This is a genomic window from Microcoleus sp. CAWBG58 (assembly GCF_020883045.1).
Classification (GTDB): Bacteria; Cyanobacteriota; Cyanobacteriia; order Cyanobacteriales; family Microcoleaceae; genus Microcoleus.
On sequence record NZ_JAHRFA010000032.1, the window covers coordinates 12,807 to 26,710 of the forward strand.

Annotated in this window: 8 protein-coding genes; 2 read left to right on the forward strand and 6 right to left on the reverse strand. The window is 44.3% G+C overall.

What is annotated here, in order from left to right; genetic code table 11:
* Positions 1–75 precede the first annotated feature (75 nt).
* From QZ918_RS16010 to QZ918_RS16020, 3 genes are all read right to left on the reverse strand, one after another.
* Complete coding sequence (locus tag QZ918_RS16010) at positions 76–2,220, reverse strand: CapA family protein (RefSeq protein WP_293336652.1); 2,145 nt, start codon at positions 2,218–2,220, stop codon at positions 76–78.
* A gap of 466 nt (positions 2,221–2,686) precedes the next feature.
* Positions 2,687–3,466, reverse strand: coding sequence for a 3-methyl-2-oxobutanoate hydroxymethyltransferase (panB, locus tag QZ918_RS16015; RefSeq protein WP_293336654.1), 780 nt, complete (start codon positions 3,464–3,466; stop codon positions 2,687–2,689).
* Between the two features lie 350 nt (positions 3,467–3,816).
* Positions 3,817–4,851 (reverse strand): Gfo/Idh/MocA family protein, encoded by a 1,035-nt coding sequence (locus QZ918_RS16020; RefSeq protein ID WP_293336656.1) that lies wholly within the window; start codon positions 4,849–4,851, stop codon positions 3,817–3,819.
* Between the two features lie 145 nt (positions 4,852–4,996).
* On the opposite strand from QZ918_RS16020, the gene QZ918_RS16025 reads away from it, so the two are divergent.
* Both QZ918_RS16025 and QZ918_RS16030 read left to right on the forward strand, forming a co-directional pair.
* The gene (locus QZ918_RS16025; protein WP_293336658.1) at positions 4,997–5,191 is read left to right on the forward strand and encodes a hypothetical protein; all 195 of its coding nucleotides are present in this window, start codon (positions 4,997–4,999) and stop codon (positions 5,189–5,191) included.
* A 311-nt stretch (positions 5,192–5,502) separates the two neighbouring features.
* Positions 5,503–5,802: a ferredoxin gene (locus QZ918_RS16030; RefSeq protein WP_293129326.1), complete on the forward strand. Its 300-nt coding sequence runs from the start codon at positions 5,503–5,505 to the stop codon at positions 5,800–5,802.
* Positions 5,803–6,072: 270 nt separating this feature from the next.
* Here the strand turns inward: QZ918_RS16030 and QZ918_RS16035 are convergent, their stop codons facing one another.
* The 3 genes from QZ918_RS16035 to QZ918_RS16045 form a co-directional block, all read right to left on the reverse strand.
* Positions 6,073–7,728 (reverse strand): SpoIID/LytB domain-containing protein, encoded by a 1,656-nt coding sequence (locus QZ918_RS16035; RefSeq protein WP_293336660.1) that lies wholly within the window; start codon positions 7,726–7,728, stop codon positions 6,073–6,075.
* A 289-nt stretch (positions 7,729–8,017) separates the two neighbouring features.
* On the reverse strand, positions 8,018–12,100 hold the full coding sequence (locus QZ918_RS16040; RefSeq protein WP_293336662.1) for an nSTAND1 domain-containing NTPase: 4,083 nt from the start codon (positions 12,098–12,100) through the stop codon (positions 8,018–8,020).
* A 260-nt stretch (positions 12,101–12,360) separates the two neighbouring features.
* Positions 12,361–13,740, reverse strand: a complete 1,380-nt coding sequence (locus tag QZ918_RS16045; RefSeq protein ID WP_293336664.1) for an ATP-binding protein — start codon at positions 13,738–13,740, stop codon at positions 12,361–12,363.
* Between the last annotated feature and the right edge of the window lie 164 nt (positions 13,741–13,904).

Sequence of the window (13,904 nt, forward strand, 5' to 3'; positions counted from 1 at the left end):
AAATCAGACTATTCATTACTCCAATCCTCTTCCTTCTAGGTAGAGGTCGCTCTCAAACTGTCAAGCGGTCAACTGTCAACTGTCAAATGTTGAACTCCCTTTTGCTGCCCCTGTATCCTCCCTCGGACTCCCACTGGCCGTCCCCACGTTCGCAGCTATAGGAGGCAGGGCGAGCCGCAACGAGCCGCGATCGCTGCTTTTGCCGGGAACGACCCTGTTTGTCGGCTGCTCTTTGAGTGCGACTTTGAAAGATACATCGCCAGTTGGGGGAAGATAGCTTTGGGGACTGAGTACCCCTCCCGAACTCGGAGATGGTGGCGAAATAAACGGTTCTTTGATGAATGGTTCTTTGGTAAACGGATCTGGTTCCCGGCTAGGTTTTTCAGGTTTAGTGCGATTGACGCGCGATGGCAAATCTTGACTTCTAGGCGGGTTCGACTCCATAGCAGGCCCTGCCCCGTTCTGGAAAACTGAGGAGTTGTCCGGCTGTTTGGGCAAAGCCGGTACAGCGGGCAAAATCGGAGTAGGTTTGGGTTGTCCTGGGCCTGGCAGATTGGTTTCTCCTGTCAGGGGGACTGGGGAAGCCGACCCGGGCCCGTAGGTACCGCTTTTGGGTGCTCCTGGCAAGGTCGAATTTGGAGTCTTTGGTGCCAATCCGGGGTTGATTGGGGCTTCTAGAACCACAGAAGAGCGCATCGGTCGATCGAATATACTAGAAATTTGTTCGACGCGTTTGAGGATGCGATCGCCCGCTGCTCCATTCACCACCTTGGGCTGAAACTGTTTCACCTCTACAGGCAAAAATTCTACCTTCATATTCCTGTTTTTGAGCGATACTTTCAGGACTGCGGTATCGTAATCGCTGCGAGCATTCCCCCCGAATATAAAATTACCCAACGAGTAAACAATCGGGCGACCCTTGTAAACTTCGGCACCTTGAAGGACATGGGGATGGTGTCCCACTACCAAATCTGCACCTTGATCGATCGTGAACCGAGCCAAATCTATCTGCCAGTCCCCCGGATAATCTGCCAATTCAACTCCCCAGTGGTAATTAACAATAATCCAGTCTACCTGACCTTTGAGAGCTCGAATATCCTCAGCCACCCGATTGTTACGGCGGGGGTTGGTACCAGCCTTACCTTGGTCGGCAGCATGAAGGTCTGCATCGTAATAACCGAGGTACGCGATCCGCTGACCCTTAACCTCAATAATATCTGGACGCCTTGCTTCTTTAATATCTCTACCGGCTCCGAGATGCCCTATACCAGCATTATTTAGAGTATTTATAGTTTCCACCAGCCCCGGTTCCTCGTAATCCATAGCGTGGCTGTTTGCCAGATTGACAATATCCACTCCTCCTGCTGTTAATACTTTCACCGATTCTGGATCGGCTTTAAAATTTAATTGTTTTTTGCCAGAACCCAAGGTAGAGCGAGTCAGGGGGTTTTCTAGATTAACCATCGATACATCTGCTTGCCGATACTCGTCCATATTGGCAAAAGCCCAATGGTAATCGTTGCCTCCTGATGCGGAAATCGCATCAGATAGATTCACATTTCCTCCGAACATCAGCGTTACGGTGGGGTCGTAGGGATTAGCAACCTGCTTTTGTTGCACTACAGGTACTAATTCTAAGGCTGCTTGCACCGCATCCGGACGTTTGGGAGGCGGCCCCGACATTACCGCAGCTTGCTGGTAAGCGGAGACTGGGGACATTAGACGTAGGGCTACAGCCTCGTGGTAGCTAACCCAACACCCTAATATAAATGATGCCAGTGCCGAGCCCACTAGCAGTAGAGAACGATATGTTTTAAATTTAACCCAATCGACGACTAATAGGGAACGGTAACGCCGCTGGTTGCGGTTTGCTGGAGTCACAATTCGTACTGACTGTTTCCAGAGAATCTCTGGTTCCCCAGCCAAGCGCGCGTGAATTCGCACTCCTTCTACTGCTGGCGAGTTGAGTCTCCAGAGTTGGTGACAAATAAATTTAACTAAGCCTTCGCGGAGAGTGCTCCCCAGTAATGTATTCTCTGGCGCAAATCCGCGTTGGAATTCTACTAGGATTTGGACGCAGCCGGCTTGAGCCTGTTCGACGCGGGCATAAATCCCCTCGGGTCGCAGCAAGCTGTCAATCCAATAATTCAGGGCCTGAAAGTTGCCCGATCGCGCTAGCTCTAAGATAGACGGCTGCGACCAATTTTCTGCATATACCATCAATTAGCCTCCTTGACACGTTCGAGCGATGACTTCAATTTGTTTTGAACGGAACTACAATTTTTTTTAGCTTAACCGCCACTTCGCTGCCCGTTTTGAAGCTAGTTGTTGGTCGCCACCATTTTCTACATTTAGGTGATGCGTGCTGTCAGTGATTTTTATCACATTTTGGGATCTGGATTGTAGATTTTTGATTTTTGATTTGAGATTTGACATTTGAGATCGAGTCAATAGGCTGTAGGCTTGCACTCAAACTAACATCCAAACTAGAGAGTTCTCTAGCGACTTGAGACAGAAGACTGTCAAGGGATAATTGGAATAGAGATTTTTCAATTTTAGCGGTAATTGCGGGCGATCGCGATCGGCAAAACAGATGCTGCTAGGCGCGCGAACTCATACAAGGCGAGTCAACAACCCGCTAGGTAGTATTCAATCTGCTCGCTCGCGAGTCAGTTCGATTTATGGTTTACTCTTCGGGAAATTTTCGTTCTCTAACTTCTAGGGAATAATCTTGGACAGCTTGGGTAATTGTCGATCGCAAATTGACGTAAGCTTTCGCAAAAGGCGGTTGTTTTTCGGAAAGTCCCAACAAATCGGAAGTAACCAAAACTTGTCCGTCGCAGTGGGGCCCCGCGCCGATACCAATGGTGGGAATAGTTAATTTTTGGGTAATTTGAGCCGCTAAGTCTGGGGGAATGTGTTCTAGGACGATCGCAAAGGCACCTGATTCTTGAAGTGCGATCGACTCTGCTAGGATGCGATCGGCAGATTCGGCTGTTTTGCCTTGTTTTTTGTAACCGAGTTGGTGTACCGACTGGGGAGTTAAACCAACGTGACCCATCACCGGAATGCCGGCGGATGTTAGCTGCCAAACGGTAGCCGCCATTGCTGGATATCCGCCCTCCAATTTTACAGCTTGAGCGCCAGTTTCTTTCAAAACTCTCCCGGCCGAGTGCATGGCTTGCTGGGGACTTTCTTGGTAAGTCAAAAACGGCAAATCCACAACAACTAATGCTTGCTTGACGCCGCGACGGACTGCTTTAGCGTGGTGCAGTATTTCATCGAGGGTTAGCGGTAGCGTAGTTTCGTAGCCCAATATTGGCATGGCGAGGGAATCGCCGACTAGGATGATGTCAGTGCCTGCTCGATCGAGTAGTTGGGCGATCGCATAATCATAACCGGTCAGCGCCACAATTCGACGCCCTTGCTGTTTCCACTGAATCAGTTGATGTGTAGTTACTGCCATTTTATTGCAAAAATATCTAGCCTTTTTTAGATAGATTAGGTACTCATGGGGATCGGGCATCGGGAATCGGGCATAGCGCATCGGGAATCGGGCATAACGCATACCTTACTTTTTTGAGAACCGCTATATGTCTGGTAATGGCTAATGGCTAATGGGAGGAAATCTTTTGAACCGCAAGCTTTTCGGTGATTGCCGATTACCTTTTTTCATTACCTATTCCTCAAGCTTACCAGGAAAAATTGGTTGAAAGCCCGCCCGCCCGATCGGGAGAAATTTAAAACAGACGATTCATTACTCAAATCCTCGGACTTCCAGGTAGAGGTCAACTGTCAACTGTCAACTAAATGAACTCATCTTTCGATCGAACTGCTATATGAATTGTCGATCGCCAATTTTTGCCTAGTCTCGCTCGATCGCCTGGCAGCATCGGCTAATTTCAAAGCGTACAAACTACTGGTATTCTTGACGTACAACGGCGTACCGTTTAACAAACAGTCTAACACCATATCCGTATCCTTAGCAAACAAACCGCGCCGCGTTCCTACGGCGATCGCCTGCCGATTTTCTCCCTGAATCAATTGACCGGATTCGGGAGTAAAAATCAGGGTTCCGGCTTCTCCGTAGATAGTAAAAATGTTTTCTGACTGCCAAAAAGTCTCTCCTTTTCCATAAACAGCTTCAGCGACAACACCATTGGTAAAGCGTAACTGTGCGTTGCACAAACAAGCTTTGTAGAAATCCGGTTGAGTGTCCCAAAATTGAGTTTGACAGTTAACGGTTCCGACTTCTCCGAACAAATCAGTAAATCGGTGCAGTCGAGAAATTGCCCCAATTAAGGGAAAACCAAATAGGGAATGCTGAAAAGTCCAGCGCTGCGGTACGGTACGCTGAGGGGTAATAGTAACGTAGCGGGCATAAAAAACTTTACCGATTAATGGTAAGGATTCTTTGATTGAGGAGTGCAAACCGCCTAACAGTTCGATGTGTTCGATGTGGAGGAGTTTTTGCTTTTGGGCGGCAAGGGCGATCGCCCTTTCGGCCTCAGACACGTCTAAAGATAGAGGATATTCGACCACAACGTGCTTGTCATTTTCCAACGCCGCCAGGACAATTGCCCCGTGATCGCGGTTCACAGTACAGACAATTACCAAATCTAAATCGTCTCTTTCTACCAGCTTGCGCCAAGAAACCGCAGCTTCCGCCCCGAATGTTTGACAAAATGCTGCGGTTTTATCTGGATTGCGGCCCGCGACTGCTACTAAATTCGATCGGGCGTCAGCTACCAACGTCTCGGCCCTCAACTTAGCCGCAAAACCAGTACCCACAATCCCCACGCGAATAGGAGAATTTACTGTAAAACCAATGCCAGTATTAATTTGAGTCATAGGATTTTAGATTTTAGATTTTAGATTTTAGTATATTTAAAGACTTGCACCCAAGTCAGGTGCGGTATGTCGCAACCCCACCTGAAAGCGCGGACATAAATAATGTCACGAACAAAGCCGATACCCGTTAAGCATAAATGGTTTGATGCCCGTACCGTGCAACTTTCCGCTGTGCAACCCTTCGACTTCGCTGACTGACAAGCTATCGACTTTGCAACCCTTCAAATTCGCTGACTGTCAACTGTCAACTGTCAACTGTCAACTGTCAACTGACAACCTATCCGGGGCTGGGGGACAAATTTCAGCAAGTCTAGCCCAAAGTCGATCGCACACCGCATAGCAAAAATCGGATTTTTTAGTTGTCGGGCTCAAAACAGGATTTTTTTCCGCAACCGGGTTATTTGGCGTAAGTCTTGCGGCAACAGTATCACAAGGCTGAGCCCAAGATAGGTATAAGTAATCAAGATGAAATTAGAAAAAGTTATAACTAATCCCATTCAAATCTTTTGTAAATAAGTGTTGCAACCTCCCTTCTTTCCCCTACTATCATAAAGGGAACGAACCTAAGAGCTAACCTTAAAGCTAATAGAGCCTTGAAGTTTGCATTAGGAAAGCTTATCAATATTGTTGAATTTTTGAGAGGATTAGTGCATGGCAACTTACAAAGTTACCCTCATCAGCGAAGCCGAAGGAATCAACCAGACCATTGACGTTGATGACGATACTTACATTCTTGATGCTGCCGAAGAAGCAGGACTCGACCTCCCGTATTCTTGCCGCGCTGGAGCTTGCTCCACCTGCGCTGGCAAAATTACTGCTGGCGAAATTGACCAATCTGACCAATCTTTCTTGGATGACGACCAAATCGAAGCCGGATTTGTTCTGACCTGCGTCGCTTATCCTAAGTCTGATTGTACGATCGAAACTCACCAAGAAGAATCTCTCTACTAAGAAAGGATTCACAGGCGCGGTGCGCTAATTAACCCGGTTTCTTGTTTTCGTAATTGAGCTGTTTGGGCTTAATTACGTTAAGAAACTGGGTTTTTGTATTGAAAGGTGGATTCGCGATCGGGCTAAGGTACGTAGTTGCGCTTTAGCGCTCTTTCCTTAGATTATAAAGAGCGCTGAAGCGCAACTACGTACCTAATGTGTCTGATGACAATAAAACCGCCCTGCTTTTTAAGAGGGATCTCTCTTAGCCCAAGCGTATTGTCTGATAAACTATTCCCGCCAAAATGTAATGGAATCGTTGAGGGGAACGACTTGAGCGCCGGGAAAATAGAAACTCAAAATGCGATCGCCACTCCAGCCCAAATTAGCTAAATTGTAAGAACCAGTTTGACTCATTCCCACGCCGTGTCCGAAACCGCCTCCGACAAAAGCATAACCGTTGAGAGTTTTGTCTGGATTGTAAATTGGATCGAGGTAAAACAGCGTGCTAATCGGCGGTAAAAAAGCATTGCGAATCTCATCTTTGTCGATATTAATCGCGCCCAAATCAGTTTGTACCTTCATCTGCAAAACTCTACCAGCGGCCGATCTTTCCAGCACTTCAACTTTTGTGAGAGTTTTAAAATTAGCTAGCGGGTGCTTTTTCTTCTGAAGATACTGTCGCAGAAATCCACCAATCGATGTCAGCGAGACATCTTCGCGCCAGCGGAAGGTTTCTTCTTTTTCCTCATTAAACCCTGCTTTGAGACTCATAAAGCGGCGGAAGTTGGTTTCGTCAGACAAGCTTTGCTTTGTCAAATCCCAGAGGTTCTTGGGGGAATCGACGATCGATCGCAAATATGGACGTTCCGGGCCGTGCCACACATCGCCAAAAGTTGCCGTCACGCCACCGCTAGATGCGGAATAGAGCGCGTCTACGAGCTGATTTTCGTAAGTTAGGACTAAACCTGCTGTTTGGGCGATCGCCTTATCACTTTGCGGGAAAACCTCTGTCAAACCTTTATAAACTTGACAGTTAACATCAGCGCACAACTCGTAATTATCGACAGCAAAGCGGCGCAAATTTCTGAGGGCGTAAGTTCTCGCCAAAATAGTTTGAGCGACAATCGAAGCGTAGGGCGCAAAAGCACCAATTTCGTGAGGAACAACACCCCGCAAATAAGTTTCAGTCGGCACATTATTGACTAAAGTATAAGTGCCGTAAGAATTTTTTTGCAAGTGCAAACTGCCGCCGTAACGGCGAGTTTGTGCAATTGCTTTTTCTGGTTCAATAGCTGTCGCCTCTTGGGTAGTTTGTTCAAATACCTCAATTACATTTTTCCCAGCCGTGACATCCAACTCATTGCGGTTGAAACGAAATCCATTTAACAGCCAAAAAGCCTGAGGTATTTGTTTAAAAACTTTCGTATCTAAAAAAGCTGTTTTGTTACCTTGAGCTTGCAAACTTTGCAACAGCCAGCGCCGCACCAAAGGAGAATTGTAAGTATCTCTTTTCGCCCAAACTTGCCAGCGCAAAGGTTGAGCAATTTCCACATCAATACCCTTAGCGCGCCACTGATTGGCGCTATCTTCTGCACTCTCAAAACTGCGGTGGGAACTCAGAACAACTCGTTCTTCTACCAACGGCGTTTCTAGGATTCTATTGGCGATTTCTAGCTTGATGCTGGCGGTAGTTTTAGTTTCTATACCTTGGGGAGTTTTGTAACTTAATTTTAAGCTGTCACCAGGTAAAGCTTTCAGCGTTAGTTTATCGGTAGGTTTAATGCCAAACCGCTGTACCACGCCGACTTTGATGGGTCTATTTTGGGGAGTTTGGGCGTATCCAGCAGCGTTGGAAAGGGGCAACAGGCACAAGGCGGTGAAAACAGTGCTAGAAATGCAGCTAAACCATTTGTAATTGGGAGTTGGAGGTGCTTGAGCGAACACGGTTGTGTATCTCCCGATAGTTGAAATTTGGGGATTTGCGATCGTACGTTAGCACATTTGGCTGCTGGTACAGCGGAATTGCGGAAGATATGCCAGTCGTAGGGTGTGGATCCTGCGATAAATCCCTAAACAAGAGGGACTTTTCGAGTAGCGACGCACCTAGCAAAATAGTTGTGTCCTCAGAAACCGGATTTCTGCGTAGATTTCTCGCTACTAAACGCAAAATTTCGTAGAAACCCGGTTTCTAGCCTCCCATGTGAAGCCCTGAATCGGCAGAATAAATGAGTAATCATTTTTTTCGAGGACTAATCTCATCTTTTCGAGGAGTAATCCCATCACATAGGTGCTTGTCGCTTTCATCAGCATTATTCTCCAAATAGTCATGCAGCCAGTTACAACTCTTCACTAGCATTTCCTGTAGATCTTGATTAGGCACTGATTTGGCAACAGTTGATTCTTCACTTGAATACATTTTTAACTGCTGTTGCGGATTATTCCGCACTTCCCATAAGCGAGCAGTTTTATCTGCTGATGCAGTAGCTAGATACTTGTTGTCAGGACTAAAATTGAGCTTTAAAACCGTATCCTGGTGTCCTTTAAATTTATGTAGTAAATTGCCCTGTAAATCCCATAATCGAGCAATACTATCTGCTGACGCAGTAGCTAGGTATGTGCTATTAGGACTAAAAGTAACATCATACACTGAGTCTTGATGTTGATGTTCTCTAAACTCTTTTAGGAAATTGCCCTGTAAATCCCATAACCGAGCGCTCTTATCCGAAGATGCAGTAGCTATATACTCACCATCAGGACTAAAACTAACGCTTATTACCCTATCTTTATGTCCTTTAAACTGCTGTAGCAGATTACCCTGGAAATCCCATAACCTAGCAGTTCCATCACCTGATGCCGTACCTATGCGTTTGCCATCTGGATGAAAACGAATGCTTACTACCTCAGCCTGATGTCCTACAAACATTTGTAGAAGATTACCTTTTAGATCCCATAATCGGGCAGTTCTGTCACCTGATGACGTAGCGATCGACTTGCCATCAGGGCTGAAACTAACGCTTACTACCACATCTTTATGTTCTTTAAACTCCTGTAGCGTATTACCTTTTAAATCCCATAATCTGGCAGTTTTGTCCGATGCTCCAGTGGCTATATGCTGACCATCAGGGCTAAAACTGACGCTTAATACCTGATCTGTATGTCCTCTAAACTCTTGTACAAGATGGCCTTTTAGATCCCATAATCTGGCAGTTGTGTCCCAGGAGCCAGTAGCTATATACTGACCATCAGGACTAAAACTGACGCTTGCTACCACGTCCTTATGTCCTGTCAAGCGATTTCGTTCTTGAATATTCTCAAGAATCCGGCTTAGCGCTATTGGTGTATCGGTTAAAAACTCATCTTTAATTGAATCAATATTATTGAGTTCTTCTCCGATTTTTACGATTTCTATTAAAGTTTCTATTTGTTGTACATTGCTCGACTTGAATTTCGTCAAAACATCACTAGAAGAACGTTCTAATTGCCTAATTTTTTTAACATTTTTCAGTTGCTTATCAACTACTCTTACTTCCTCGCGCGCCACTATCAAATAAGTTCCTGCAAACAATAAAAAACTCCCCAATCCTAATCCACCCAAAAAAATTAGTATTATTGCTGCCCCCATTGTTTTTACTAACAAATTTTCGGCTTTTTCCTTTGCTTTTACTAATTTTCGTTCCGATTTTTTTAATATCTGATTTTCTGCAACTAACCTCAGTCGCTCAGCTTTTTCTTGCTGGTTTATTTTGAGTAATTCAGCTTTTTCCTGCTGATTTTTTTTGAGTGATTCTGCACCTTGCAGTTTGCGGATAAAAGGAACTAAATAATCGTGGACAAGTTGGTAGCGTTCAATCGGGGCTGGTGGCACTTCTAATACCAATCCTGATTGAACAACAATCTGGATAACTAACTTTAATAGTCTTTTTGACACGGTTCCTAAATCTGCTGCTGCTAATTCAGCCAAAGTTTTCTGAGGACGAGTATTGTTTTCATCCGTCAGCAAGTACAAAACAAGTTCGGCAATCTCTTTATTTTCCTGACCGCAGTCTGCGATTACTTCTGCTAAAAATCCCTCAACCAGTGTGAGCTTTGCCCGATCGCCAAGTTGCTGATATTCACTCAGTTGAGTAATGTGCCGTTTTTCGAGTTGCATTCCCACAATTTGCAACTCAATTGGTCGTACTTCCCGCTCTTCACCTGCTAAATCTTCTACCAATGCGTTTACCAAATCCTCTGACAACTCAAATTGAGAGCGTTTTGTTAAGTTCTGGAGAACCCTTTTAGCATCAGGTATCGAAAAGTTACCCAAGTAATAACAGATATCTTTAGTGAGAATATCATTATTAATCATGAACAAATTAGTCTTGCGATTCCATTCAAACAAGTAATAAAGATAATCTTCTCGTAGCGAAAGTATAATTTTGAGTCCGATATTTTTTTCATTGTTTACGCATTCAGCCAAAAAATTATACAACTCTCTCCGGCTAGTTTGGTCTGGATAAGCAAAGAAAAATTCTTCAAACTGGTCAAAGATTAATACAGTTAATAAATTACGGTCTTGATTCAGTCGCAACTGTTCTAAAATAGCTGTTGGAGTCTCAATAGGAGTAGATAAACTCTCACCTTTGATTTTTTCAATTCCAGCTTTCAAACACTGACCGCAATCCCTCGCCCAATCGTGATAAGACTGCAATAAAACAGGTAATACATCCCGCGCTTTCAAAGGCGTAAGTTGCAGAGCTGGAACTAACCCCGCTTGAATTATCGAACTTTTTCCTACTCCAGATTGTCCGTGAATAATTGTTAGCTTACAATCAGATCTATCTATCCGTTGAATTATCCATTTAACATCTTGCGATCGCCCGGAATCAGCCTGAATCTTCTCAACAATTTCAGTTTTTGACTGACCGGATGCTACACCGATATCAATTATTTGTTGTGGCGGCTGCAAGCGAGTGGCACCGCTAAAAGCTTGCAATCCATATTTGCTTTTAACTGCTTGTTGTTCGAGTTTGATATGAAAGGCTTTTAAATATTCGCTTTGCTCAAAATAGATAGTTCTCAACTCTTCTAAAATTCTCAGATAAAGCTGCACATCATTTTGAGAGTGGGTATTTTCTTTGGCTGATTCTAAGTTATTAATTGACTCGGACTGTTGACTGAGATTGCGCTGCGCTTTTGCCAAAAGTAACCGATACAAACCACTTTCTTGTTGAGATATTCCTGTTTGTTCCAAAACAGCTAATGCTAATTTAGCTACTTGGCAAGCTTTTTGCCAATCCGAATTGTGCAGCGCCACCTCAGCTAAAAAGCCCCAATCTTCAGCTATTTGACTCGGAGTACCCCAATCTATGTGCATTTTTAAGGCTTTTTCAGCAGCTAATTTTTCCAACTCTTCCCAAGCTTCTAAAAGTCGCAGCACTTCGCCGAGTTCGCTAATACATTTAGCTGCTAAATTATTTTTCTTTGCTTCCTCAAAACTCTCTAGAGATTGCTGTAAATACTTTCTAGATTCTTGCCAATAACCTTGATTTCCTGCCGGGTGCAACTCAGCTTTGCGGTTGTAAGCTTGAGCAATTTTTTGGTAGACAATTCCTTGTCTTTCTAGCTGGTGATTTTGCTGCCAAAATGCTAAACTTTGCTGATAATGTGCGAGTGCTAAATCTATTTGATTTTTCTGAGATTGCACTAAACCCAGAATAAATTGCCAACTAGCTTGCAATTCCGGGTCTAATCCTGCTGACAAATTTAGCAGGTCATTTTCCAACGACTCAATTTCACACTCATCTAATTTGAAATTTTTAACATCAGCAAAAGCTTGACTTGCTTTTTGTTGCAACAAATTCATCAAATCATCGGGCGGGATAGTAAACTGAATTGGAGTAGGAACCCAAGACTTCAGATCGTTAGCCGATCGACTAAATTTAGCCAGTACAGCATCCGTCACCCACAAAATCACAGGAAAAGCAAAATCTTGCTTGAATTGGTCACGCGCTCGATTAGCCCCCGCTAACAGGTCATCAAGAGCAACCACCGATTCTATCCCCACAACTATTAAAGCTTTTGGTGGTTGCTCTTGGACGGCATTGAGAATGGTTTGATAAAGTGTTTTGGTAGCAGGTTCGAGGACTAATTCTTGATATTCAACTGTAGAGCGATCGCGCAATTTTTGCAGCATAGCATAACGCAAGCTAGCATAATTGCAGCAGACTAAAGTTAAAGAAAATTTTCCTTGCAAGCGGGCGATCGTCCGTACCAAAGTAGAAAGCGATCGCTCGTTTTCTGCTGCAACATCTTCGGCGCGATTTGAGTTTACCATAATATTAGAAATAAAGAGGATATTTAAGGAGTATTTGGTACTGGATCCCCCCTAGCCCCCCTTAAGAAGGGGGGGACTGGAACCAGTCAAAGTCTCCCTTCTTAACAGGGGACTAGAAGCACTCAAAGTCCCCCTTCTTAAGGGGGATTTAGGGGGATCGGGACTCGGAAATAACAGAGGAATCTCATGCACTCAAAGCCCCCAGACCTAAGAGGGATTTAGGGGGATCGAGACTAGGGCAAAATCGAACTAACATAGTTTTAACAATTTTGCTGTTGCCACAGCTTAAATTTTTCAGTTTCCATCAACAGCGGATTTAACGCAAACCAAGTTTTTTCATTATCTACATATTCAAAAACCCACAGGTTTCGCAGCAAATCTTGGTATTCTTTATCTCCATTAATGGTTTGTTCTTTCACCACTTTAAAAAGTAATTCCCACTCATCATTATCAATACCGCGACTCAGACTATCGCGGGAACTGCGAATCACTGATTTCAAAACATCTTGAGAAATTGGAGGGTCATCTTGCTGCAAGCAACCAAACAACATCCCCATCAAATTTCGGAGATGACCTCCGCTGACTCGGCACAATTCATCTAAAGTGTCAGGACTGTCAAAAACTTCGGTAATTAATGCGATCTGTTCCTCGGTTAACACATCAGGAAAAGCCCGCGACATCACCATGCGTCGCAGCAAATTCATCCCCTCAATACATTCACTACCGTCTCTATTCTTTACTGGCACCATTGGCAAAACTTTCGGGTCAACTCCGCCTCCCAACCGATTTTTCAAAATTTCACTTTCATTGCCAAAAATCAATCCCAAAGGTAGCGTATAAACCAAATGACAGTTCAGTTGCCGCAACTGATCTCCTCTGTCAATAAAGATATATTCTGGCAACCCTCGCCCCGCTGCATTGGGTCGAGAAACTATCCGGTCTAAGTTATCAACAATCACCACCAATCCTTTTTTACCCTCCTGCTTAAGCTGGTTAATTGCAACATCAATAATTTCTTGATTGAGCAGTTCTAACATTTTATTGGCTTGCGGTTCCATGTACTGTCTCAGTTTCGATCGCAAGTCGGGATTGCTTTTGATTTTGGCAGTGATTTTGGCGATACCCAAAGGCAGAGAAACTTCCACATTTCCGTCTGTGTTACCCTTGATTTTGTTCCCAAAAAGTTCTCCTTCAGCTTCTAAACTCACAGGACTCTGTAAAAAATTCCAACTGTTTTTTAAGAATTCTTTAAAACCTTGGGGCTGCAACGAGATTTTGTCCTCTTCCAGGCTTTGGGTGACTCGCCGTGCGATCGCCAACATGATATCTGTCAAATCGAGATCCATTTCATCGAGGTCTTTGGTTGACTCGAAGTAGACTACATGAAATCCCTCCTCTGTCAACTCTTTTTGGAGTCGCGACAATTCCGTAGACTTGCCGCAACCAATATGTCCGGTGAATAATTGGCAAGTCCGTTTATCTGGTGACACGCGGGTAATTGTGCGTTTGAGGATGTTAATAATTTTGCCGCCGCGTACCTCCGCAAAATCAATGTAGTAGCGCTCATCTTCGGGATTTCCTAACATGAGGGAGTTAGCGGGGTTGCAGGCATCGCAGAATCTATTAAAATCTAGGGTCATAAAATTTTTAAACTAATTATATTGAGCTATCTAGTGGGGTGGGGGCGGGTTTTTGAGATTGTTAATTATTGGCAGGTATTGTTGGTGAACCCGCCCCTACAGAAATTATGTCTATTTTACCGGAGATGAGATGATTAGATAAATATAGCCTTTCTCAAACAAAA

Coding starts and splice junctions, on each gene's coding strand:
- QZ918_RS16010 (WP_293336652.1), bottom strand. CDS start 2,220: ATGGTATATGCAGAAAATTGGTCGCAGCCGTCTATCTTAGAGCTAGCG.
- panB (WP_293336654.1), bottom strand. CDS start 3,466: ATGGCAGTAACTACACATCAACTGATTCAGTGGAAACAGCAAGGGCGT.
- QZ918_RS16020 (WP_293336656.1), bottom strand. CDS start 4,851: ATGACTCAAATTAATACTGGCATTGGTTTTACAGTAAATTCTCCTATT.
- QZ918_RS16025 (WP_293336658.1), top strand. CDS start 4,997: ATGCCCGTACCGTGCAACTTTCCGCTGTGCAACCCTTCGACTTCGCTG.
- QZ918_RS16030 (WP_293129326.1), top strand. CDS start 5,503: ATGGCAACTTACAAAGTTACCCTCATCAGCGAAGCCGAAGGAATCAAC.
- QZ918_RS16040 (WP_293336662.1), bottom strand. CDS start 12,100: ATGGTAAACTCAAATCGCGCCGAAGATGTTGCAGCAGAAAACGAGCGA.
- QZ918_RS16045 (WP_293336664.1), bottom strand. CDS start 13,740: ATGACCCTAGATTTTAATAGATTCTGCGATGCCTGCAACCCCGCTAAC.